Source organism: Shewanella sp. MF05960 (genome assembly GCF_050849305.1).
Taxonomy (GTDB): Bacteria; Pseudomonadota; Gammaproteobacteria; order Enterobacterales; family Shewanellaceae; genus Shewanella.
Map to the genome: position 1 here is coordinate 1 of NZ_JBOZPS010000002.1, position 21,789 is coordinate 21,789.

15 protein-coding genes are annotated in these 21,789 nt (G+C 39.5%); 2 read left to right on the top strand and 13 right to left on the bottom strand.

Features of this window, described 5'->3' with window-relative positions:
* Nucleotides 1-321: 321 nt before the first annotated feature.
* Together ACROAE_RS01725 and ACROAE_RS01730 are read right to left on the bottom strand one after the other, a co-directional pair.
* Nucleotides 322-2,790 (bottom strand): alpha/beta hydrolase family protein, encoded by a 2,469-nt coding sequence (locus ACROAE_RS01725; RefSeq protein ID WP_432399217.1) that lies wholly within the window; start codon nucleotides 2,788-2,790, stop codon nucleotides 322-324.
* Between the two features lie 127 nt (nucleotides 2,791-2,917).
* Nucleotides 2,918-3,604, bottom strand: coding sequence for a DUF6933 domain-containing protein (locus ACROAE_RS01730; protein WP_432399218.1), 687 nt, complete (start codon nucleotides 3,602-3,604; stop codon nucleotides 2,918-2,920).
* Nucleotides 3,605-3,840: 236 nt separating this feature from the next.
* Here ACROAE_RS01730 and ACROAE_RS01735 point away from each other — a divergent pair, with 236 nt between their 5' ends.
* Both ACROAE_RS01735 and ACROAE_RS01740 read left to right on the top strand, forming a co-directional pair.
* Nucleotides 3,841-5,247, top strand: a complete 1,407-nt coding sequence (locus ACROAE_RS01735) for an MBL fold metallo-hydrolase RNA specificity domain-containing protein (protein ID WP_432399219.1) — start codon at nucleotides 3,841-3,843, stop codon at nucleotides 5,245-5,247.
* A gap of 430 nt (nucleotides 5,248-5,677) precedes the next feature.
* The gene (locus ACROAE_RS01740) at nucleotides 5,678-5,899 is read left to right on the top strand and encodes a DUF2375 family protein (protein WP_432399220.1); all 222 of its coding nucleotides are present in this window, start codon (nucleotides 5,678-5,680) and stop codon (nucleotides 5,897-5,899) included.
* A gap of 531 nt (nucleotides 5,900-6,430) precedes the next feature.
* Here the strand turns inward: ACROAE_RS01740 and ACROAE_RS01745 are convergent.
* The 11 genes from ACROAE_RS01745 to ACROAE_RS01795 all read right to left on the bottom strand — a co-directional run bounded on the left by ACROAE_RS01745 (nucleotide 6,431) and on the right by ACROAE_RS01795 (nucleotide 21,549).
* A complete protein-coding gene (locus tag ACROAE_RS01745) occupies nucleotides 6,431-8,890 on the bottom strand; it encodes an EAL domain-containing protein (protein ID WP_432399221.1) in 2,460 nt (819 codons plus the stop codon).
* Nucleotides 8,891-9,437: 547 nt separating this feature from the next.
* Nucleotides 9,438-10,790, bottom strand: coding sequence for a phosphoglucosamine mutase (gene glmM, locus ACROAE_RS01750; RefSeq protein ID WP_432399222.1), 1,353 nt, complete (start codon nucleotides 10,788-10,790; stop codon nucleotides 9,438-9,440).
* Between the two features lie 381 nt (nucleotides 10,791-11,171).
* Entirely contained in the window at nucleotides 11,172-12,050 is an 879-nt protein-coding gene (gene galU, locus ACROAE_RS01755; RefSeq protein WP_432399223.1) for a UTP--glucose-1-phosphate uridylyltransferase GalU, read from the bottom strand.
* Nucleotides 12,051-12,192: 142 nt separating this feature from the next.
* Nucleotides 12,193-14,127, bottom strand: coding sequence for a polysaccharide biosynthesis protein (locus ACROAE_RS01760; protein WP_432399224.1), 1,935 nt, complete (start codon nucleotides 14,125-14,127; stop codon nucleotides 12,193-12,195).
* 297 nt (nucleotides 14,128-14,424) lie between these two features.
* A complete protein-coding gene (locus ACROAE_RS01765) occupies nucleotides 14,425-14,973 on the bottom strand; it encodes a sugar transferase (RefSeq protein ID WP_432399225.1) in 549 nt (182 codons plus the stop codon).
* 9 nt (nucleotides 14,974-14,982) lie between these two features.
* Nucleotides 14,983-15,945, bottom strand: coding sequence for a UDP-glucose 4-epimerase family protein (locus tag ACROAE_RS01770; protein ID WP_432399226.1), 963 nt, complete (start codon nucleotides 15,943-15,945; stop codon nucleotides 14,983-14,985).
* A 4-nt stretch (nucleotides 15,946-15,949) separates the two neighbouring features.
* Entirely contained in the window at nucleotides 15,950-17,116 is a 1,167-nt protein-coding gene (locus ACROAE_RS01775) for a glycosyltransferase (RefSeq protein WP_432399227.1), read from the bottom strand.
* Nucleotides 17,116-18,246: a non-hydrolyzing UDP-N-acetylglucosamine 2-epimerase gene (gene wecB, locus ACROAE_RS01780; protein ID WP_432399494.1), complete on the bottom strand. Its 1,131-nt coding sequence runs from the start codon at nucleotides 18,244-18,246 to the stop codon at nucleotides 17,116-17,118. The genes ACROAE_RS01775 and wecB overlap by 1 nt, the downstream gene beginning before the upstream one ends.
* An 11-nt stretch (nucleotides 18,247-18,257) precedes the next feature.
* Complete coding sequence (gene wbjC / locus ACROAE_RS01785; protein ID WP_432399228.1) at nucleotides 18,258-19,376, bottom strand: UDP-2-acetamido-2,6-beta-L-arabino-hexul-4-ose reductase; 1,119 nt, start codon at nucleotides 19,374-19,376, stop codon at nucleotides 18,258-18,260.
* The gene (locus ACROAE_RS01790; protein WP_432399229.1) at nucleotides 19,377-20,411 is read right to left on the bottom strand and encodes a polysaccharide biosynthesis protein; all 1,035 of its coding nucleotides are present in this window, start codon (nucleotides 20,409-20,411) and stop codon (nucleotides 19,377-19,379) included.
* 16 nt (nucleotides 20,412-20,427) lie between these two features.
* Entirely contained in the window at nucleotides 20,428-21,549 is a 1,122-nt protein-coding gene (locus tag ACROAE_RS01795) for a glycosyltransferase (RefSeq protein WP_432399230.1), read from the bottom strand.
* Nucleotides 21,550-21,789 lie beyond the last annotated feature (240 nt).

Genomic DNA, 21,789 nt, shown 5'->3' on the forward strand with positions numbered 1-21,789 from the left:
TGACCTGCTGATCAGTGATTCGTGTTCCCGGCACAGTGAACTCCTCCGTTCTGCTGTACCGAACCTTATCAGATCAACCGGCCAAGATAATTGTCGCTAGACCGGCCACCGTAATTGTCGCTTAATAAGTTGATCAACAATGCCGATAAATGTTTATATCAGGCTAAAACCTTAGGTAGAAATCGGGTTCATCCTTAAATATGATTGGGTATATGGCTTACAGCAAGCTGCAGTTAGCTTTTTATCTTCTCTAAAATTCATTTTACTGACATTAAAAAGCCCCAAAATATTGGGGCTTTCTAATCTATCTACTCAATCCAATTACTGCTCTGCAGTTTCAGGGTAAAGACTGTTCCACCATTGCGGTTCGTCTTTGAGTTTCATATCAAACCAGGCCATGGTGGTGTTCCACCAATCAAAGCGCGCCTGACGGGTGTTGATGTGATGGTCCTGATCATTAAACTCCACCAGCTCCACCTCTTTACCTAACAACTTAAGTGCGGTGTACATGTAATGGCTTTCGCCCACCGGCACGTTGGTATCAGCATTACCGTGAATGAGTAATAATGGCGTAGTGATTTTATCTGCATGATAAAGCGGGCTTTGCTCAACATAAAGCTCAGGGTTATTCCACGGAAAACTGCCGCGACTCGCCACACCAGAATACCCATACCCCCACCAGCCATGTCCCCAGTACGATGACAAATTACTGATCCCCGCATGCGACATCGACGCGGCAAAAATATCGGTTTGTGTGGCCAAATACATGGTCATAAAGCCGCCATACGATGCGCCCATGTTGCCGACGCGTTTTGCATCAACATAGCTGTGGGTATTCAAGAATGCTTTAGTGCCTTCAATAATATCATCTGCGCTGTACTTGCCCCATGCATTAACATGACGTCCGCTAAAGGCCTGGCCGTAACCGGTGGCGCCATTAGGTTGCAACACATACACCACATACCCTTGCGCAGCCCACAAATTAAATGGCCAGCGACCGGTAAAGTGACGCCCAACCGGTGACGTGCCGCCGTAGTAGTACACCAATGCAGGATACTTCTTATTGGCATCAAAATCGGCAGGAAGATACACGCGACCATCAATGTTGTGGCCATGTTTGTTGGTAAAATCAAAATCTTCGATTTTCCCTAAACGTGTATCAGCATAGTTTTGCTTTTGGCTGTCAAATAACACTTGTTTACGGCTTGAATTAAGCGACATGCTGTAAGCTTTTTGCGGCGCAGTGGCCGAGGTGCCTGCTACTACTAAGGTCGGTGTCGATTGTTTGGTCGCCACACTGAAACCATCAACCATATCAACACCGGTGTCGATAAGATTAAAACGGCTTTTACGCTTATCAAACCAATAAAGCGGTGAGCGATCGCCTTCGGTAACCGTGACCAACAAATCATCATTTTCAAGCTTGGTCATACTGCCAATAGCAGGGTCAAAGTCTTTGCTTAATGCGCTAACATTGCCCTTTGCATCACGCCAATATAACTGACCGTCATAGTCATTGACTTCAATATTGGGATCTTGCATGCCAACGCCATTCATAAAGCGCGGGCCAGCCGTGATGTACATGCCATCATCTGCGTATAATGCGCCACTGAAGCTGCGATATTCACCAATTATAGTTTCGCTTAAATCCGCTACCTTAAGTTCAATCAGCTGAGTGATACCATGAGCAGGGGCGTTGTAATCCACAGGTGAGCGAGTGAGCAACAAGCTGCCGTTATCGGCATTACTGTCTAACAGTGAACTGGTGATTTTACTGTCGGTAAGTTGGCGAATAAACCCCGAGGCCACATCTAATTGATAAAGCTGACTGTTGTTACGCCAATAACTCCAGCGATCTTCTAATGCTTGAAAGCGCTTTGAAGTGGCTTTGTCATCGGCTTTAAACGGCTTTTCCCAACTAAACAGTAAACTGTCGCCAAACCACTGTAAGCCAGACACATTATCAAGCTCAGTAGCGGCGATATCGATAGTTAAATCAGCGACATTTAACAATTGAATTTGTTTGTTAGCCACAAACGCGAGTTGTTTTGAATCATCAGACCATACCGCGCTGCTAGGACGACTCTCCTGCCAGCGATACAGCACGCTGTTGTCTGCCAATTTGTGCAGTTCTGTCATTTGAATAGGTTTATCGCCCTGGGCGGCCTGGTATTCAATGGTTGATTGCAGTAGATATTTACCATTTGGCGATAAGGTTAAATTGCTAATCACTTTTGAGTCAAAAAGCTGCTCTGCCGATACGCGTTGTGTTTGTTGCGCGCTAAAATCGAGCTCATCAACATCGCTTTTACCTTGCCAATCCAGGCTAAAAGGCACATCTTTTTGTAAGCCATCTGCAAGCAATATGAGTTGATAATCACCGTTAGCGAGTTCAAGCTCGACCTTATCGGCTGATTTCACTAACTGGCCATTAAGGTACACCTGAGGGTTTTCAAGGCCTTTAACGGTCAATGTACCTTGCGTAAAGCGCTGTGTAGAAACCGGTAAACGATAAGCTAACCAGCCCTCTCCTTCTACTTTCGATGTACCGGCTTGCCAGGAAAACGCTTGATTAAATACCCTAACCTTACTGGCCTTATTTGCTTGACTGAGCTTTGCCACTACATTGGCACGCAAAGCATCGGCTTGAGCGCTTTTAGATAACGTCGTAGCAGAGGCTTGTGTCACAGGGCCAATACGCTCAATGTGCTTAGCATCAATCTCGACGCCGTGAGCCATGCCCGAAATGGCCATCGCTAAACTGGTTAACACCAGAGAAAAAGCTTTCATTACATGTCCTTTTGTTTTAATTAACCAGTGCGTAATTAACCAGTGCGTAAAAAACCAGCTTGTAATAAATCAGTTTTTAATAGGCCAGTTAATTATTTTTAGTGAGTTATTTATTATTCATCGCTATCTATTTTCGATAATCGCTAAGGTAAACCACATTCGTGGTGTCTATCGGGCCGTCTTCAACATCAAGATCTTGTAACCAGCTATCGATAAACACATCATTAGCAAAAAAGTGGCTACTGCGCCCTTTTGCATTTCGAGGGAATTTCCCCATAAAGGCGCTAAAATCAATAAATTCGTTGGGCATTAATAGCATTCCATCTTCATAACATTGTTGCTCTAAGTGCCAGGCAACCTCGTTTAAGTGCCCTTGAACGCTGCGATCGCCTCGAGGATGAAATGCACAGGTAGTAAATTTATCGTGATATCGTGCTAAGGCTAAATCAGCCTCGACACTGTCCACGCCTTTTTTATTGGCTAAAAACATAAAGTTCGACACCATCATTTTCTCGAACATATTGAGAAAATCGATTTCATCACCCTTTTTTGTCGCCAAAAACGTTATGCAATAGCGGCTAACATAATCCATCACTAATAAGTATTTTTTGCGTTTAACCGTCACACAGTGCACCACCCAATGCCATTGAGTGCCATCGTGTTCTTGTGGTTCAACATCTAAGGGGAAAACAGGTGCAGCGACTGACTCAGCAATGGTCTTATGCGGCGCGGCTTCTAAACAAGACAACACTTCGCCTTTACGAGTCACACTAAAAAACTCTGCAGCCGCTTTGGTACAGTTAAACACTAACATCAGCAATCCATCGAACATAAGCCAGAAATTGAACTGAGTATATCAACAACAGGATATTCACGACCACAACACAAGGTTAATTAATGCCAAATATCATGCCTAGTTTGTAAGCGCTTATTATCAGTAGCATTACTCGTGAATGCACGGCCCTTTGCCATCGCATGTTAATGGTTATCTCGCAAAATACGGTATCCACTGCTAAGTTAACGAGGGGCTCATTCAATTCAAGGATTAACATGCAGATCATTCACCATGGAGCGGTAAACGGCGTCACCGGTTCTTGTCATCAACTCGACATTAACCCACAACATCCGAGTAGCTATCTTATCGATTGCGGCTTATTTCAAGGAGCGGAAACAGCAGGTCAAAACTCAGCGGATCAATTGCAAATAGACTTTAACATCGACAATATCAAAGCCTTAATCGTCACTCATTGTCATATCGATCATGTTGGCCGAATTCCCTATCTACTCGCAGCTGGTTTCAACCAACCGATTTACGCCACTACGGCAACCGCAGCGTTATTGCCATTAGTGATTGAAGATGCATTAAAAGTGGGCGTGACTCGCGATAAAAAGCTGATTCAAGCGTGTTTAAACCAGCTCAACAAACTCATTGTGCCGATAGATTACAACCAATGGGTTTCATTGCCGATAAACCTCAACAATGCGACTCAACCTGTTAGGCAAATTAAGCTTAAGTTTAAACCTGCGGGGCATATTTTAGGCTCGGCCTATGTTGAGCTTGACCTTAAAGGACCAAGCTACAAGCATAGAGTGGTATTTTCAGGTGATCTAGGCGCAACCTATGCACCATTGCTGGCGAGCCCAAAAAGTCCGTACAGAGCAGATACCTTAGTCATTGAGTCAACCTACGGCGATAAAAATCATCAAGGCCGTAAAGATCGCAGTAAACAGCTAAAAGGTATTATCGAAAAAGCGGTAAACGATAATGGCGTCGTGCTTATCCCTGCTTTTAGCATTGGACGTACGCAAGAGTTGTTATACGAATTTGAGCACATTATTTATCGCAACCAACACAACCCAATGTGGCAAAATATCGACATCATTGTCGACTCACCAATGGCAGCCAATTTTACCCAACAATATCGTGCATTTAAGGATTTATGGGACAAAGAGGCCAAACAAAAACTCTCACAAGGCCGTCATCCATTAGACTTTGAACAACTCACTACCATCGACAGCCATCAAGATCACTTAGCGGTGATCAACTATTTAGATTCTGTCAATAAACCCGCTATTATCATTGCCGCATCTGGCATGTGCACGGGTGGCCGTATTAGTCATTACCTCAGCCGCTTTTTAGCCAAAGCCACTACCGACGTATTATTTGTTGGTTATCAAGCCCAGGGCACCACAGGTCGTGATATACAAAAATACGGACCTCGAGGCGGCTATGTGTATATTGATGAACAGCGCATAGACATTAAAGCAAAAATTCATACTTTTAGCGGCTACTCTGCTCATGCTGATCAGCACAACCTCATCAACTTTGTTAAACGCATGCATCACAAACCTAAACACATCCGCATCGTTCACGGCGACACTGAAGCCAAGCAAGCCTTAGCCAATGAATATCAAAAATTATTGCCAAATACAGAGATTGAAATCGGTAAGGAGTGATTAAAGTCAGATTTTTAGTGAGTATTGCTGGCCAATAATCGCCATTAGGAAGTATTACGAACATTAGCAAGGGCTAATAATCAACACGATACCGCGAGTAATGTCACGTTCTATAGCAACTGCAATTCGTTAAGTAATGACTTGCGAGGGTGTAAAAGGGAGCAACCATGACGACATAGCAACACCTTAATCAAAAATCGCTAAACGCATTAGGAGTGGTTACTGATTAATGCGCATTGATATAAGTCATTATCGCCTTTACGTCATGCGACTAAACGATTATGATTCAGCCTTATCAACTGTTACGTATACTGTTCTGTTAACGAGCTCATTTAAGACGAGTCAAATCGCATTAATATCGAGACGTTGTAGACTTTTTAGCATCATAAAGGATCACCTGGGCATACCCAGAAAATGTATGGATACAACAATGAAAACACAAACGATAACGGTACTTTATTACCCAGCTGAACTGGCCATTAAACCCATAGCAGAAGTGTTATACGACCTTGAGGTTGGCGTAAACGGCCGTGTGATTATTCCAATGGAATATAAAGTGGATAAAATCATCGTGGCGGTATTTAAAGGTGAAGTTGAGCTGTTAAATGCGTTAGGCGACAGGGTTGCATCAGAGTTTAATGACGTTGCTTAACTAGCTGATTCAGTTGCATTAAGTTTACAATTAAATCACTCTCTATTGTATTTTTCCGAATAGGTCTCAATTGTGCTCGCAGTAAAAATCGGTAAAACGTACTCATAACATGTTTACATGGTAAATGCTGTTCAAAGGTGTTTGGTTTAGAGAGTCAGCATATTGTCGATAAAGCCGCTCAAAACAATTCCAGTCACAGCCTTCTGCGGCCAAAGTTGCAACGTCAATAAGCAATACCACTCCATCATTACAATCGAGCTATGCACATCATAACGCCAGGGGCTGACATAAAATCAAACAGCTAAATTATTTACAGGCGCTTATTTACAGCGTTGATTTACGGGCATGGTTCGCAAAACCATGAGCAATAATATTTAAAGGCGCATAATCATTAAATCCTGCTAGAGACTTCATTTTTCGCTTGTTCTTATCTTTTTATTGCTTATTTTCTCGAAAATCATCATTTAGTCACTTATCATCCCGATACTTATCATCTCAACTCATGAGTGTCGCCACCAAAAACCATGTAAATCAGATACGTATCATCTTTAGCAAATGACCTTTCACTTGTTCCATTGAGATAGCGCCTAAAAATATCCCTGTTTTACCCGTAACCACCATCAATGACTTTGGGTATAAACAAAAATGTTTTAATAACGACTCAACAGAAAAATCGGTAAAACAAGTATGTTCAACCGGCGTAAGGATTTGATGTGCTCTTTTGCTTAACGTTAATCGATCATGCTTTGTTTCAGCATTAGTATTCACATAAGGACTAATTGCCGCATTAATGTCGTGACGAGAAATATAACCAACACTTTTACTGTTATTGAGCACCATCACAACATCACTGTTGTCATGCATATCAATAAACAACTCAATTCTATCGTCTGGCTGAACATGTGGCGGTGTCGGCATCAAAAAATCAATAATCGTGGGTATTTTTTTCATCTCACTGACAAGAAGTTTAAGCTGCAACCTTTCTATAATAATATTCATATTACTAAGGGTATTAGCATGTTCAACTAACGACAGTGGTTTACTAAAAATATAACCCTGTACATAATTAACGCCCATTTCCACTAAAGCCTTAAAAACATCTAAGCTTTCCACCCCTTCAATGACAATTTCACCTCCCATTGAATGAATATACTGGGTAAACATTTTCACCATTAAGCGCTTTTGCTTATCTTTTACGATCCCATCTGTTATGAGCTTATTGATTTTAATTAACGTTAAAGGGAGCACTGATAAATCAGTAAAAGAGGTATAACCAGAGCCAAAGTCATCAATAGCCAACACGATATCGTTATCTGTAAGATGTTTAATATCTTCAAGAACGCTTTGGTTATCGGTAAACACAGCAGACTCAGTTAATTCAATGGTGATTCTGCCTGGGTCAATACCTGTCGAACGAATGAGTTCTAGCGTGTCATCAAGCGTAAAACGGTTTTTAGCACTATGAATCATTGACCGGTTAATCGACAACCCCAAATTATCATTCCCTAACACAGCAGCCAAAGCCGGGAGCTCATTTATCGCGGTGAGTAACACTTGTTTATCAATGATATTAATCCAATCATTTTCCTCTGCTAGCGCGATGAGCTCTTGCACATTATGATTAATTGACGTGTTTAGATTAAAACGAGCCAGCGCTTCAACCCTATCAATTTTTAAGGTTTTTACATTAACGATGGGTTGATAGGCTACATAAATCAGCTTATTATCTAAACAGTTGCGCAAAGCCGATTCTAACTTTAACTTGCGATTATTAAGAATATTAATTTTTTGATTAAAATACTTAACGTTATGTTGATTAATCGAGCTAAAACCGACAGAAGATGTCTTTAATGCCTGTAGTGCATTCGATAGTAACTGTTCATTATCTTTCGCATCAACACCATCAATCGAAACACCAATATGACATTGAATTTTGTTGTCTAATTGTAATTGGTCCTCTTCCAGTAATATGCCGAATATTTCAGCTAAATCACTGTGAATAGTCTTAATTAATTTTGAAGAAATAAAAGTCCCACAAATTTGTTCATCGTTTAACAAGCCTAATTTAACGATACTCCTGAAATTTTTAAGCTTTGAAATAGATTGATCAATTAACCAACGAGGAGAAATTGAGTTTTTTGATGAGTGGAAGTAAGTATCCAAAACTAAAACGACTAAACTCTCTTGATTGCTCCTTAACGCTCGCATGTTGGTTAATGAATTGAAAAAATCAACTTTATGAGTCCAATCCCAGTTAGGTTTTTGTTGCGAAAACTCAGCAATTTCCGAGAAAGTAAAGTCTAATTTCTTTAATTGAAAAATATTGAGCTGGTTACAGTTGTTAGAGTCAGAGTAATGTAAAATGTTAGCTTTAAAGACTACGTGAGAGCCATCTTTATGGTAAAAAAATAACTCACCATCCCAGGTGCCATTGGTTTCACAATTGAACAAATACTCTTTAAATACATTGTTTTTATCATGGATAAAAGCGCTAATATCTTGACCGATAACTTCATATTCCTCATAACCAAGATACTCAACAAGCATTTTGTTAATCAGTAATATTTGATTTTTATCATCGCATACAAACAGTAACCGAGAAGATTGATAAAAAAGGTTTTTTAAAATAGAAGCTTCTTCTTTTTTCGATGGCAATAGACGTTTAAAAAATAGGCTACCAGTAACAAGTTTTAAATTACTCGAATAAATGGCAACTTCAACTAGGTACTTAACACCGCCAATGGTAAAGACCAAATGACTCGTCACAATATCTTTAGAAGAAATACTCGCTTCAATAATTTTTTTGAAGTAAATAGCTTGATTTTTATCCAACAAGTCGACAAGTAACCGAAACTTTACTGCGCCAGGATTTTCAGGACCAAATATAATCTTTAATAGTTGTTCACTGTAAAATAGCTTTTCATCAATATTCCATTTCCAGAGAAAAGATTGATCAAGCAGATCTTTTTCGGCGCTCTCGAGCGTCATCATGATTCCATTCATTTCTAACTGCTTCCCTATGACTTGTCAGACATTAGCCTTTTACAACAAACAACACTCAACTCGAACCAATCCAAAGTTCTCGAGGTCACCATTGTCCAAACCTGTAACATTAGTCTGCCAGTGATGTGATGAATACTCTTGCCAATGCGGCCTACAGTTATACGATACTCAAATTAGTTATCGCAATAACTTAATAACCCTATTTATACAGGCTACGACTTATATAGGCAACTAGGTCTCACACAATTAAATGCTTATTTCGTATCATATGTTCAATTTAGGTTGCCAAGTACATTGCATGATGTCTACCGTAACAATATGAGAGGAAATTTTAAAGGCTAAATTGAGTGGACGACTGTCATTTATCGCATCAGCTTTACGTGAAAATTCGATAAAAAAAGCCCATAGAAAACATTTCTATGGGCTTTTTTTAAGAATACATTACAACTGAATACTTGTTAGGGGTAATGCCATAACAGCATACTAATTATCATCACCTGCAACAGGTATTATAGGACGAAGTAATTATTTTTAATTATTCGCCACGAACAGCATTGGCAATGTGTTCAGCTTGAGCTTGTGACATTTCAGGATCCGTTGATTCAACCATCACACGGATGAGCGGTTCTGTACCAGACTTACGCAGTAATACGCGGCCGTTGTTACCTAAAACAGCTTCCGCTTCTATCACGGCCTGTTTTACTGCTTCTGACGCGATAATTTCATCGGCATTGTTAGCGGTTAAGCGTACGTTAAGTAATACTTGTGGCAACTTGTTCATACCAGAAGCAAACTCTGCCAATGATTGGGTCGACTGTAATAAAGCCTGCAGCACTAAGAGCGATGCGACAACACCATCACCGGTAGAAGCGTGGTCTAAATGTAAAATATGACCTGAGCCTTCTCCACCTAATTTCCAACCGGTTTCTTTTAATTGCTCAACCACATAACGATCACCCACTTTGGCGCGTCTAAAGGGAATATCCATTTCTTTAAGGGCTATCTCAAGCCCAAGATTTGACATTAGCGTGCCAACAACACCACCGCTCATGGTACCTTGCTGTTTAGCAGATTTAGCCAAAATATATAAAATTTGATCGCCATCCACCACGTGACCATTATGATCGACAAACATAAGGCGATCAGCATCACCGTCAAGTGCGATACCTAAATCGGCTTCATGGATCATCACCGCGGTTTGCAAGCTGTCTAAATGAGTTGCGCCGCAGTGATCGTTAATGTTTACGCCATTAGGTTTATCATTAATGCTAATGACTTCTGCACCTAATTCACGGTAAACATTGGGTGCGATGTGATACGCCGCACCATTAGCACTGTCTACCACAATCTTCATTCCCGCTAAGGTTAAGTCTTTGGCAAATACGCCTTTACAGAACTCAATATAACGCCCAGCGGCATCGTTAATGCGGCGTACTTTACCCAATAATTCAGAAGACACACACTGCATTGCGTTGTGGTTTAACGCCTGGTCGAGTAGCGCCTCGATTTCAAGCTCTTGCTCGTCATTAAGCTTGGTGCCCGAATTGGAGAAAAACTTAATGCCGTTATCATAAAAAGGATTATGTGATGCACTGATAACCACACCCGCATCGGCTCTAAAAGTAGAGGCTAAATACGCCACTGCAGGCGTTGGCATCGGGCCAATTAACGCCACGTTCACGCCAGCTGCAGACAAACCTGCCTCGATGGCTGATTCAAGCATGTACCCGCTACTGCGAGTATCTTTACCAATCAAGACTTCTTGAGTACCGGTTGATGCTAAAACCTTACCCGCCGCCCAACCTAACTTCATTGCAAAATCAGGCGTAATAGGAAATGTCCCCACCTTACCGCGCACACCATCGGTGCCAAAATATTTACGACTCATAAAAACTCCAATGTAAAAAAACGCGAATACGCAGGTTCTAGGAACTCGCGGGCTCGCCAGAGAGCGGACTTCGTCCTTCTAGGTCCTAAGGTCTAGGTCCTAGCAGCGAAGCGTTCTTCTGTTAAACAATTAAGTACTAACACCTGGATTCCGGCTTTAAAAACATCACCGGAATGACGTAATCGAGCAGCGTAGCGTTCTAGCAGCCGCAGGCGCCCTATTCTTAGCATCTAGCCGCGAAGCGTTCTCGAAGACCGAAGGTCGCCCTAGCAGAGACGAAGTCACGCCCTAGCAGCGCAGCGCCCTAGGCTTTTCGCCCTAACACAAAGCAAAAAACCAACTGGTAAAAGTTGGTTTTAAAATTTACTGCAAAAATCAATGTTAAAGGATCTTCGCTAATCGTGCTTTAAATGCTTCACCCAATTTAGGGTCGCGTATACCATATTCAACAAAAGCAGCCATGTAACCAAGTTTGTCACCACAATCATGTGACTTGCCGGTCATGTTAAACGCTTCAACAGTGTCTTGCTCAATGAGCATATCAATAGCATCGGTTAGCTGAATTTCATCACCTGCGCCTGCTGGTGTTTTAGCCAATAACTTCCAGATTTTTTCTGATAAGACATAACGACCCACGACCGCTAAATTCGAAGGCGCTTCACCTAATTCAGGTTTTTCAACCATGGCGTTAATTTGAGCAGATTCACCAGGTGCTATTTCAGCTCCATTACAGTCAGCAATACCGTATTTATTCACTTCATTATCAGGTACTGGCGCGACCATAATCTGGCTAGCCAAGGTAGCCTTGTAGCGCGCTATCATAGCAGCTAAATTTTCTGTTTTTTGATCCGCTGTATATGCATCTAAAATCACATCTGGTAATACAACCGCAAAAGGGTTGTTGCCAATACAAGGATAGGCGCACAATACTGCGTGACCTAAGCCTTTCGCTTCAGCCTGACGCACATGCATAATAGTCACGTCTTTAGGGCAAATAGCTTGAACTTCTTCAAGTAACTGGCGTTTTACACGCTTTTCTAAAGTAGATTCAAGTTCATATGATTTATCAAAGTGGTTTTCAATCGCATTCTTACTTGCATGCGTCACCAACACAATCTCTTTGACACCGGCAGCAACGCATTCATTAACAATGTATTGAATAAGAGGCTTGTCCACTAATGGCAACATTTCTTTAGGAATGGCCTTAGTCGCTGGCAACATACGGGTACCAAGCCCCGCAACAGGAATAACTACTTTCATTTAAAATCCTTGTAAAAATGAGCCTGATCTTATGTTAGCTCTATCTTAAAATGAGTTCGCAAAAATCTAATAAACAAATGTAAACAACTAATGTAAAAGGAAAATATAAAGTACTAAGTTAAATAACAAACGTTAACAAGAGTTAAGAAACCAAATTAATCACTTTTTTAGCTGCATCAGTGTTTTTAGCTTTTTGCTGATAGACTAAATCACAAATTCCATCAGTCGGTGCAAAACCGGTAGGTGTTTTAAGCAAAATGTCACGAATAGCTTCATGGTTAAACGCATGGCAAGCTTGATCTAAGCGGTCTAAAATTAATGAGTATTCAGACCAGGATAAAAACAATTCATTTGCAGTCATGATGCGTTCATGGTCAGTACCGGTAACATCATCGCCAATAAGCAATTCTTCATAAAGTTTTTCACCTGGGCGCAATCCGCTAAACTCAATAGCAATATCACCCTCAGGATTTTTTTCATTTCGGACTTCAAATCCACTTAAACGGATCATCTTTTTCGCTAAATCAACAATTTTTACTGACTTACCCATATCGAGAACAAATACATCACCACCCTTACCCATCGCACCGGCCTGAATAACAAGTTGTGAAGCCTCTGGAATAGTCATGAAGAAACGGGTGATTTCTGGGTGAGTCACAGTAACAGGGCCACCATTAGCGATTTGAGTTCTAAACAACGGCACTACAGAGCCCGATGAGCCAAGCACATTACCAAAACGCACCATACAAAAACGGGTATTATTTTGTTCGCGAGATAAAGCCTGTAATACTAATTCAGCCATGCGCTTAGTCGTACCCATCACATTGGTAGGACGCACCGCTTTATCGGTTGAAACCAACACAAAGGTGTCCACTTTTGCCGCTATGGCTGCTCGTGCAGTATAAAGGGTACCAAACACATTATTTCGCACACCTTCAACGACATTATGTTCAACTAAAGGCACATGCTTATATGCTGCAGCATGGTAAACCGTCTGTACGCCAAAAGACTCCATAATGGCTTGTACTCGATTTTCACGCTGTACAGAGCCCATCATAGGCAAAATTCTGACGTTTAAACCGAGTTCTTTTGCAATGGCATTTAATTCACGGTCAATAGCATATAAAGCAAATTCAGATAATTCAAACAGAACCAATTTCTTAGGCGACTGTTTTAAAATCTGTCGACATAACTCCGAACCAATAGATCCCCCAGCCCCCGTTACCATCACCACTTTATCTTTGATGTTAGAAGACAATAAATCTACACGAGGATTTACTGCATCACGACCAAGTAGGTCATCAATTTCGACTTCCTTAATGTCACTATAAAGCTTAGTACCATTAACTAAATCAGACATTGCCGGGATAGTAAGAACTTGAACAGCTAAAGGCTCTAACCTTGCTAAAATTTCTTGTCTTTTTGCTCGAGTAGCACTCGGCATAGCCAATAAGACTTTATTAACCGATTTTTGTGTAATTAATTTTTTTATTATCGAAGGAGAATGCACATGCACACCTTGAATAACATTACCTTGCAATGATATGTCATCATCGACAAAAGCAAACGGATGATATTCATGGCTTTGCACAAGTGATGTTAATAACTGCCTACCGCTTACACCAGCACCATAAATAATGACAGGCTCACCAATACGCGTCATCCCAGAACCGACCATTGAGCGGACAATCGCCCTTGAACCACCGATGAGTACCAGTGAAAACGCGGCATAGATAATCGGTACAGTTCGTGGCAGTTGAGCGTCGAGATAAAAAGCGAAAAGGACTAAAGAAACAGTAGATAAAAGTACCCCTATAGCTATTGCGGTTAAAGCCTGCAATCCCATATAACGCAAAACCGCGCGATATAGGCCTAACTTGGCAAACGCAACTAAACTTACTGGCACCACAACAAGCAACAGCAGCCAATAGTGAGTATTCGATAACACGACAAAATCATCGATACGAACCAGCAGTGCTGCCCAAAATGCTAAACAGAGGAATACAGCATCAACAGAGAGACTCACGAGGCGCTTATGAGCTCGTTTTAAGCCAAACAAGATTTGGAAAAACTCCATTTTTCGCTCCAAATAATAAAATTCACAATATATGACATATTACAACACGACTAGGCTGTAAAAAAATGAGGTGGGCTAGTCTAGCACAAGTAACCTTTACCTATATGCAATACAGCGTAAAATTAATGATAGGACTAAGCTAGCTGAGCGATATTCAAAGCACGACTTAACAACTTATTAAAATCATAAAAAACAATTGATACGTTTTTGTTGCATCAATCTTGAATTGAGACATCAAGAATTTTAAAGAAAAATAATGAGTTCAATCGCTTAGCAAATGATCACCAATAGATAAACCTATTTTACTGCATCACCGCTACCATTACCGGTAACTGTCATCAAAATGTACTTAAAGTAGTTTTTGATATTCAGAGTATCAATCAACTGTTTGTCAGTTTTTGCTAATAAAGCTGGCGTAGACATATCAATATTTTGTACTTGAGCCAAACCTGTTACACCTGGCAGAACATCGTAAACACCTAACGCATCACGTTCTTTGATTAGATCTTCTTGATTGAAAAGATTTGGTCTCGGCCCAACTAAACTCATTTCACCTTTAATGACATTAATCAATTGCGGCAATTCATCAATTTTAGTTTTTCGTAAAAAATTACCTAGTTTAGTTATAGATGCATTATTAGCTAAATGACTGGCAACTGATTTTGTTTCTACAGACATAGTACGAAACTTAATAAGCTTAAAGGCTTTCTTGTTTTTACCCACACGAGTTTGAACAAAAATTGGTGAGCCAGTATCAAACATGCCAATGATAGTGACTATAACTAAAACAGGCCAAAGTAAAAGCAAACCAAAGAGGGCTGCTAAAAAATCGATTAGACGGATCATGTAAATACTCTATTTATTTTTATTAAGAAGAAACGCTTCTGCAGTTTCTTTAAAACCTTGTTCAAGCGTTTGTGGTGGTGCCCAACCTAACGTGTTCTTAGTATGCGTAATATCAACCTGCAGGGAGCCTAATAATCTATCAACAACATCAGTCTTCCCTGTTAACTTGCCAGCTACGCGATAACACCATAAAGGCACAGGCAATAATCTACTCGATTTCCCAAGAGCTTGTGACATATGCTTTACCATTGATGCAGTTGATACATCATCGTCATCAGAAACTAAAAATACTTGATTAAGAGCCTTTGGATGATCAACACAAGTGACAATTAGATCGACAAGATTTTTAACTGAAACTAAACTGCGTTTGTTAGCTGTAATACAACCGAAAGGCAATGGTAAACCTTTTGAGGCTAGGTTAAGCAAGGACGCAAAATTAGCTTTGACTCCAGGGCCATATACCAGAGGGGGTCGAATAATTACAATCTCCATATCCGTTTGTTGCGCTAGGGTCAACAATTGTGTCTCAGCTTCAGACTTTGAAATACCATATGCATCTTGAGGTTTATGAACATCATCAGCTGTAAAGGATTTGTCTGATGATGTGGATTCACCGTTAACTTTGACACTACTGATAAAGACAAAACGTTTAACACCTGCTTTTATTGCTTGCTTCGCAAGATTTAAAGCACCTTCTAAATTAACCTTACGATATTCAGCCAATGGCTCTGTCGATTCATCCCCCATAATATGAGCACGAGCCGCGCAATGAATAACCACATCGACGCCGTCAATTGCTGTAGAGTAATCTGTAGAACCATCAATATCACCAACTAAAATTGTACCGCCATCGACAGATGTGCTTACTCTCCTGACAGCAGAGATAACTTTTACGTTAGAACTCTTTTTCAGCTCAGCCATCAATGCTGAACCAACAAAGCCTGTAGCTCCAGTAATTAAAACTTTATTCATAACTTCAGTCTCTGCTACTTAAAACTAATTCTTTCAAATCAGTTACAAACACATCAAATCCTAAACACTTTTTTAATTGTTCTCGGTCTATATCAAATTTAAACTTATCATATTCACCACTTTCAATAGCAAAAAAAGTTTGACATAAAGAGTCAAGGCTAGGCTCAATTACAATCCCTAAGTCATTTTTAGTGACCCACTCTGCAACACTCGTACGAGCACCACATAAGGCCAAAATTTTTGCTCCAGAAAAAACATAAGATGAAGATTTGCTGGGAAAAGCAAATCGGGTAACTTCATCTTCTATCGGCAATAGGGCCCATTCATAGTCAGCACTTAATTGTGCCGCTTCAGATGCAGAAACTAGGCCCTTATAGCTAACATTCACATATATTTCAGCTAATTGTTGCAATTCGTTGGCATACACACCCGCACCGGCAAAAACAAACTGCAAAGTTCCGCCTGCTTCACAATATTGCTTAATAGCTTGAATGAGTAATGGCATACGCTGCAAACGCCCTGCGTTACCACAAAAGGTGAAGCCCGTTTTTTTAATTGAGGGGACAACAACATGCTCAAAGGAAACAGAGGGATTAACTAGGAGCTTTATAGGAGATACTGTTGAAGAACGTTTTGTGATTTGTGTAGCCATTTCCTTAGTGATTGTAATCAACAAATCAGCATGTCGCATTGTAATAGAGTCCATACCTTTTAAGATACGAAACAGCAATGGATGAACAGGAATAACAACGTTCGCAGCTTCAGGATGTATATCCTGTAAATGATAAACGTAGTTAGCTCGGAATAACTTACAATAAATCATTACGATAAAAGGAACGAGCACAGGTGGATCTGTAGAAATATACACTTTTTTGGGTCGTTTAAGTAGTAAGATGGATAAGACCCACAACATAAAAAAAACAGCATCAACAGCACGTCGAAGAATACTACTACCTGAAACAGAAAGTGCATGGCAGGGGTAAAATTGAACTCCCTGACCACGCTTTTCACGCACAAGATGATTTTTAATACCCACATGGTCCTGCAAAATTACTGCTACAGATTGAGAGCATGACTGCTGCTCGGCAAAACGCATAAGCGCTTCACCAATAACAGGGTAAGCGGGCCAGAAACTTCGATTTATAATTGCTAAATCCAAACGTTTTAGCATCAATATTGCTTCCAAACAACGCGTTTTACATAATCAGTGTAAGAATGGATAATACGCACCATTTTATCAGAGACATTTGGCATGCTGTAATCGTATACTGGGCGAAGAATACGATTACTTCCACTTGGTTGTGATTCTAATATCTGTAATGCTTGCATAACACGTTCAACACCAAGGCCAACCATCATAACTGATGCTTCCTCCATCCCTTCTGGACGCTCATGTGCTTCACGTAAGTTCAAAGCCGGAAAGTTCATGATTGAAGATTCTTCATTAATAGTCCCACTGTCAGATAACACTGCTTTAGAGTATTTCTGTAGATGATTATAGTCATGGAAACCTAAAGGCTTTAATAATTGAATATTAGGGTGAAACTCTAAGCCCTGAGCTTCAATACGATTGCGGGTTCTTGGATGAGTAGAAACAATAACCGGTAAGCCATAATGCTCAGCAACAGTATTTAACGTTTCAGCAAGATTTGCTAATTGTTTTGGTGAATCAACATTTTCTTCACGGTGAGCACTAACAACAAAGAATTGACCTTGTTGTAAGTTTAAACGAGTTAGAACATCAGATGCTTCTATTTGCGGCATGTAATGAGATAACACCTCAAACATTGGACTACCGGTTTTAATCACTCGATCTGCAGGTAGGCCTTCGGATAAAAGATAATCACGTGCTATAGAGCTATACGTCAGGTTAATATCAGATGTATGGTCAACAATTCTTCTATTTATTTCTTCAGGGACTCGCATGTCAAAGCAACGATTACCCGCTTCCATATGGAAAATAGGCACTTTACGACGTTTTGCCGGTATAGCAGACAAACAAGAGTTTGTATCGCCGAGCACTAACATAGCATCTGGTTGAATTTCTTCTAACACTTGATCAACTTTTATAATGACTTGACCAATAGTTTCAGCTGCATTTTTACCAGCAGCGTTTAAGAAATAATCAGGTTTTCTAACGCCTAAATCATCAAAAAAGACTTGATTCAGTTCAAAATCATAATTCTGCCCTGTGTGAACTAAAATATGTTCACAGTGCTCGTCTAATTTAGCTATAACCCGTGATAAACGAATAATTTCAGGACGAGTACCAACGACAGTCATTACTTTCATTTTAGCTATTGCATTCTGAGTCATATCAAAGGTCTCGCTATAGTATCGGGTTTACTTCGATCAAAAATTTCATTTGCCCACAACATTACAATAAGTTCATCTTCACCAATATTAGTAATGTCATGTGTCCAACCAGGTACTGTTTCTACAATTTTATAATCACTGGCATCTGTTATAAGCTCATACTGTTCATCAGTACCGATATGTTTAAATCTATAACAAGCTTTACCCTTAATCACAAGAAATTTTTCATTTTTAGTATGATGATAATGACCACCACGGGTAATACCAGGATGTGCGGTAAAAAAAGAAAACTGCCCAGCTGAATGTGTCTTCAACATCTCCACAAAAGTGCCACGAGGATCTGTATAACCAGGCACAGTATAGGCAAAGTGTTCTGGATGAAAGTAACTTAAGTAAGTTGAATACAAAGCTCTGGTAAGTCCAACACCTACTTCCTCAGTGACCAAAGAGTCCCTACTTACTTTAAATTTTTGCAGTAAATCAACGACTGCACCTATAGTAGTTTGGTAGACAGTTGGTACTTCCTTATAGCCAGTAATTTGTAGCAAAGAATTATCATTTGGCAATAATTTAATAAACGCGTCACAAACGTCATCTATATAAACAAGAGAAAGTTGAGCGCTAGCATCATGAATATTTATTGGTAATTCATTGATAGTATTATGACAAAATGTGGCTATTGCAGAATTGTAATTAGGCTTACACCATTTACCAAACACATTCGCTAGTCGATATATGTAAACTGGAGCACCGGTAAGCTTTTGATATGAATTAGCAACCTTCTCAGCTGCAGCTTTACTTATGCCATAGGGATTATCTCGTTCAGCTTGAATTGATGAAGTTAAAACAAAAGGAGTTTTTTTGTCTAGTTTTATCAGATGATTAACTATTAATGCAGTCAAATCCGTATTGCCAGTTTTGAAATCTTCTTCATTTACAGGACGATTTATACCTGCTAAATGATAAATAAAATCTGCCGTGGAGACTTTTAATAAAATATCATCCTTACTATCAGCGCTGGTAATGGTGGTTATTGAGTCGAAACCTGCTTCTTCTAAAAAGACCCGCAAGTTCTTGCCAATAAAACCATTTGCTCCAGTTACAACAATATTCATTTATACGCCCTCTGGAACAACTAAATTACCCGCTTTAATCTCACGCATAAAATCAAGTTTAAGCAGAAGTTTCTCCATTCCAGCAACATCAAGGTTTTCAGTATTGTGAGAGTTGTAATCTTCAACTTTAGAAAGGTCTTGCTCACCTTCATCTGTAAACTGTGCATAATTTAAATCACGGTTATCAGCAGGAATTCGGTAATAATCACCTTGGTCTTGAGCGACAAACATTTCCTCACGACTACAAAGTGCTTCATACAATTTTTCACCATGGCGAGTACCTATTACATTGACTTGATGTTCAGGTTTACCCATCAAATTAAAAATAGCTTTAGTCAGTACATCAATAGTTGCACCAGGCGCTTTCTGTACAAATATATCTCCATTCGTACCATGTTCAAAAGCATGCAGCACTAAATCAACAGCATCATCTAATGTCATCATAAAGCGTGTCATATTAGGATCTGTAACGGTTAATGCCTTGCCTTCTATAATTTGACGACAAAATAAAGGTATAACACTACCACGAGAAGCCATGACATTACCGTATCGTGTTGTACAAATAGTCATACCTTCTGGCACGTTACGAGACTTTGCTACGATGACCTTTTCCATCATAGCTTTAGAAATTCCCATTGCATTTATCGGGTAAACGGCTTTGTCTGTACTTAAACAAACAACTTTTTGAACGCCATGATTTATAGCAGCTTCGAGCAAATTTTCAGTACCCACTACATTGGTTTTAACCGCTTCGAGTGGATAGAATTCGCACGAAGGAACTTGCTTAAGTGCTGCAGCATGAAAAATATAGTCAACACCACGCATTGCATTTGAAACACTTTGGTAATCACGAACATCACCAATATAAAACTTTAATTTAGGAGAATTAAATGCTTTACGCATGTCGTCTTGCTTTTTTTCGTCTCTAGAGAATATCCGAATTTCTTTAATATCAGAATCTAGAAAACGATTCAATACAGCATTACCAAAAGAACCAGTACCACCGGTTATTAATAACGTTTTATCAACAAACATTAGCTTAGCCTCAACTTTAAATAGGTTCTAAAAGACAATTTAGGTATTGCCTTGCTCGTTCATGAGCATTTGAAAAACTCAATGCGTACTCTTTAGCTTCAGATAAAGATATACTCTCTCTAAAAGAATCATCACTAAAGTACTTTGCAATTACACTCGCTGCAGATTCTGGTGACAATGGATCAAAATAGAAAGAATAACTTGAACAAATATCACGATTAAAAACCCTATCAGATGCAAATAAAGGTTTCCCCATTACCATTGACTCCAATGGCGTTGCTGAAAAACATTCTAGTAAACTTGGAAATATTATAGCATCCATTTCCTCATAGAAACTAGGACATTGCGCAACACTCAACGAGCCCACATTAGTCATGTTATTCTTAAAATTTTCTGTGCACAAATCCCACTCATCATTAGTGAATGTTACAAAAAAATCAACATTAATTCCATACTTATCATACAAAATCGTTTTCACAAAAGGTAAGATACCCGTATTCTTGTGCGTATAATTTCTGCCCAAAAAGCCAATCTTTAAATTATCACTATTTATGTCGAAACTTAATTTCATCCAGCAATTTTGTTCTAGATAGATAGAACTAATACAGTTCCTGACCACTTGTATATTTTCAGATTTTATTATATTTTGTTTTTCTAGTTCAGTTGCTACATGTTCCAACTCAACAAAAATAAAATTTGATAATTTAAAAAAAAACTTTTGAAAGAAAAACTTTAGTTTTAAATAAACCTTCTGTTTTACAGATAACAAAGGCAAAACATCATTATCAGGATATATAATCCAAGGTTGGGCAAAACCAACAATACTAAAAAAATTTTTATTAAATGTATAAAGAGGCCCAAATACTGTAAAAACTTTATCAAAGTCATTCATTTTTTTATGCATCTTTGAAAAAATGAATTTCAAGCCGTAACTATTTACGGTTTGATAATTTTCAAATCTATCTATATTGTAGCCAAGCTCGCGTAAATTATGGTCAACCGCACTTGAAACCCATATAAATAAGTTGTCCGGAAGTACATCAAAGCGAGACAGCTCACCAATTAAAGATGTAGCCACTTGAACACCGCCGCCAACATGCAAATTAGTTGCGTTAATTAAGTATTTACTTCCCACCATTATCTTTATCCTCTCTCATATACTGGACCTTAGCATTAAGGTTTGCATAAATCCCATCTAACGTTATGTTTTATCAAGATTATCTTTGTGGTACTTTTGTGTGTTTCTTGTTATATCATAGACTGCTCAGTCTATCTTTTGTATTATTTCTTACTAGGATCGATGGCAGACAAATTTAACAGTCGGCAGGGGTGCGCCCAAACATTCACATTCATTGCTGCTTTAAACAACGAAACGGAA

Coding starts and splice junctions, on each gene's coding strand:
- ACROAE_RS01725 (WP_432399217.1), bottom strand. CDS start 2,790: ATGAAAGCTTTTTCTCTGGTGTTAACCAGTTTAGCGATGGCCATTTCG.
- ACROAE_RS01745 (WP_432399221.1), bottom strand. CDS start 8,890: ATGATGACGCTCGAGAGCGCCGAAAAAGATCTGCTTGATCAATCTTTT.
- ACROAE_RS01760 (WP_432399224.1), bottom strand. CDS start 14,127: ATGGAGTTTTTCCAAATCTTGTTTGGCTTAAAACGAGCTCATAAGCGC.
- ACROAE_RS01790 (WP_432399229.1), bottom strand. CDS start 20,411: ATGTTTGTTGATAAAACGTTATTAATAACCGGTGGTACTGGTTCTTTT.
- ACROAE_RS01730 (WP_432399218.1), bottom strand. CDS start 3,604: ATGTTAGTGTTTAACTGTACCAAAGCGGCTGCAGAGTTTTTTAGTGTG.
- ACROAE_RS01735 (WP_432399219.1), top strand. CDS start 3,841: ATGCAGATCATTCACCATGGAGCGGTAAACGGCGTCACCGGTTCTTGT.
- galU (WP_432399223.1), bottom strand. CDS start 12,050: ATGAAAGTAGTTATTCCTGTTGCGGGGCTTGGTACCCGTATGTTGCCA.
- ACROAE_RS01765 (WP_432399225.1), bottom strand. CDS start 14,973: ATGATCCGTCTAATCGATTTTTTAGCAGCCCTCTTTGGTTTGCTTTTA.
- ACROAE_RS01770 (WP_432399226.1), bottom strand. CDS start 15,945: ATGAATAAAGTTTTAATTACTGGAGCTACAGGCTTTGTTGGTTCAGCA.
- ACROAE_RS01775 (WP_432399227.1), bottom strand. CDS start 17,116: ATGCTAAAACGTTTGGATTTAGCAATTATAAATCGAAGTTTCTGGCCC.
- ACROAE_RS01795 (WP_432399230.1), bottom strand. CDS start 21,549: ATGGTGGGAAGTAAATACTTAATTAACGCAACTAATTTGCATGTTGGC.
- glmM (WP_432399222.1), bottom strand. CDS start 10,790: ATGAGTCGTAAATATTTTGGCACCGATGGTGTGCGCGGTAAGGTGGGG.
- wbjC (WP_432399228.1), bottom strand. CDS start 19,376: ATGAATATTGTTGTAACTGGAGCAAATGGTTTTATTGGCAAGAACTTG.
- ACROAE_RS01740 (WP_432399220.1), top strand. CDS start 5,678: ATGAAAACACAAACGATAACGGTACTTTATTACCCAGCTGAACTGGCC.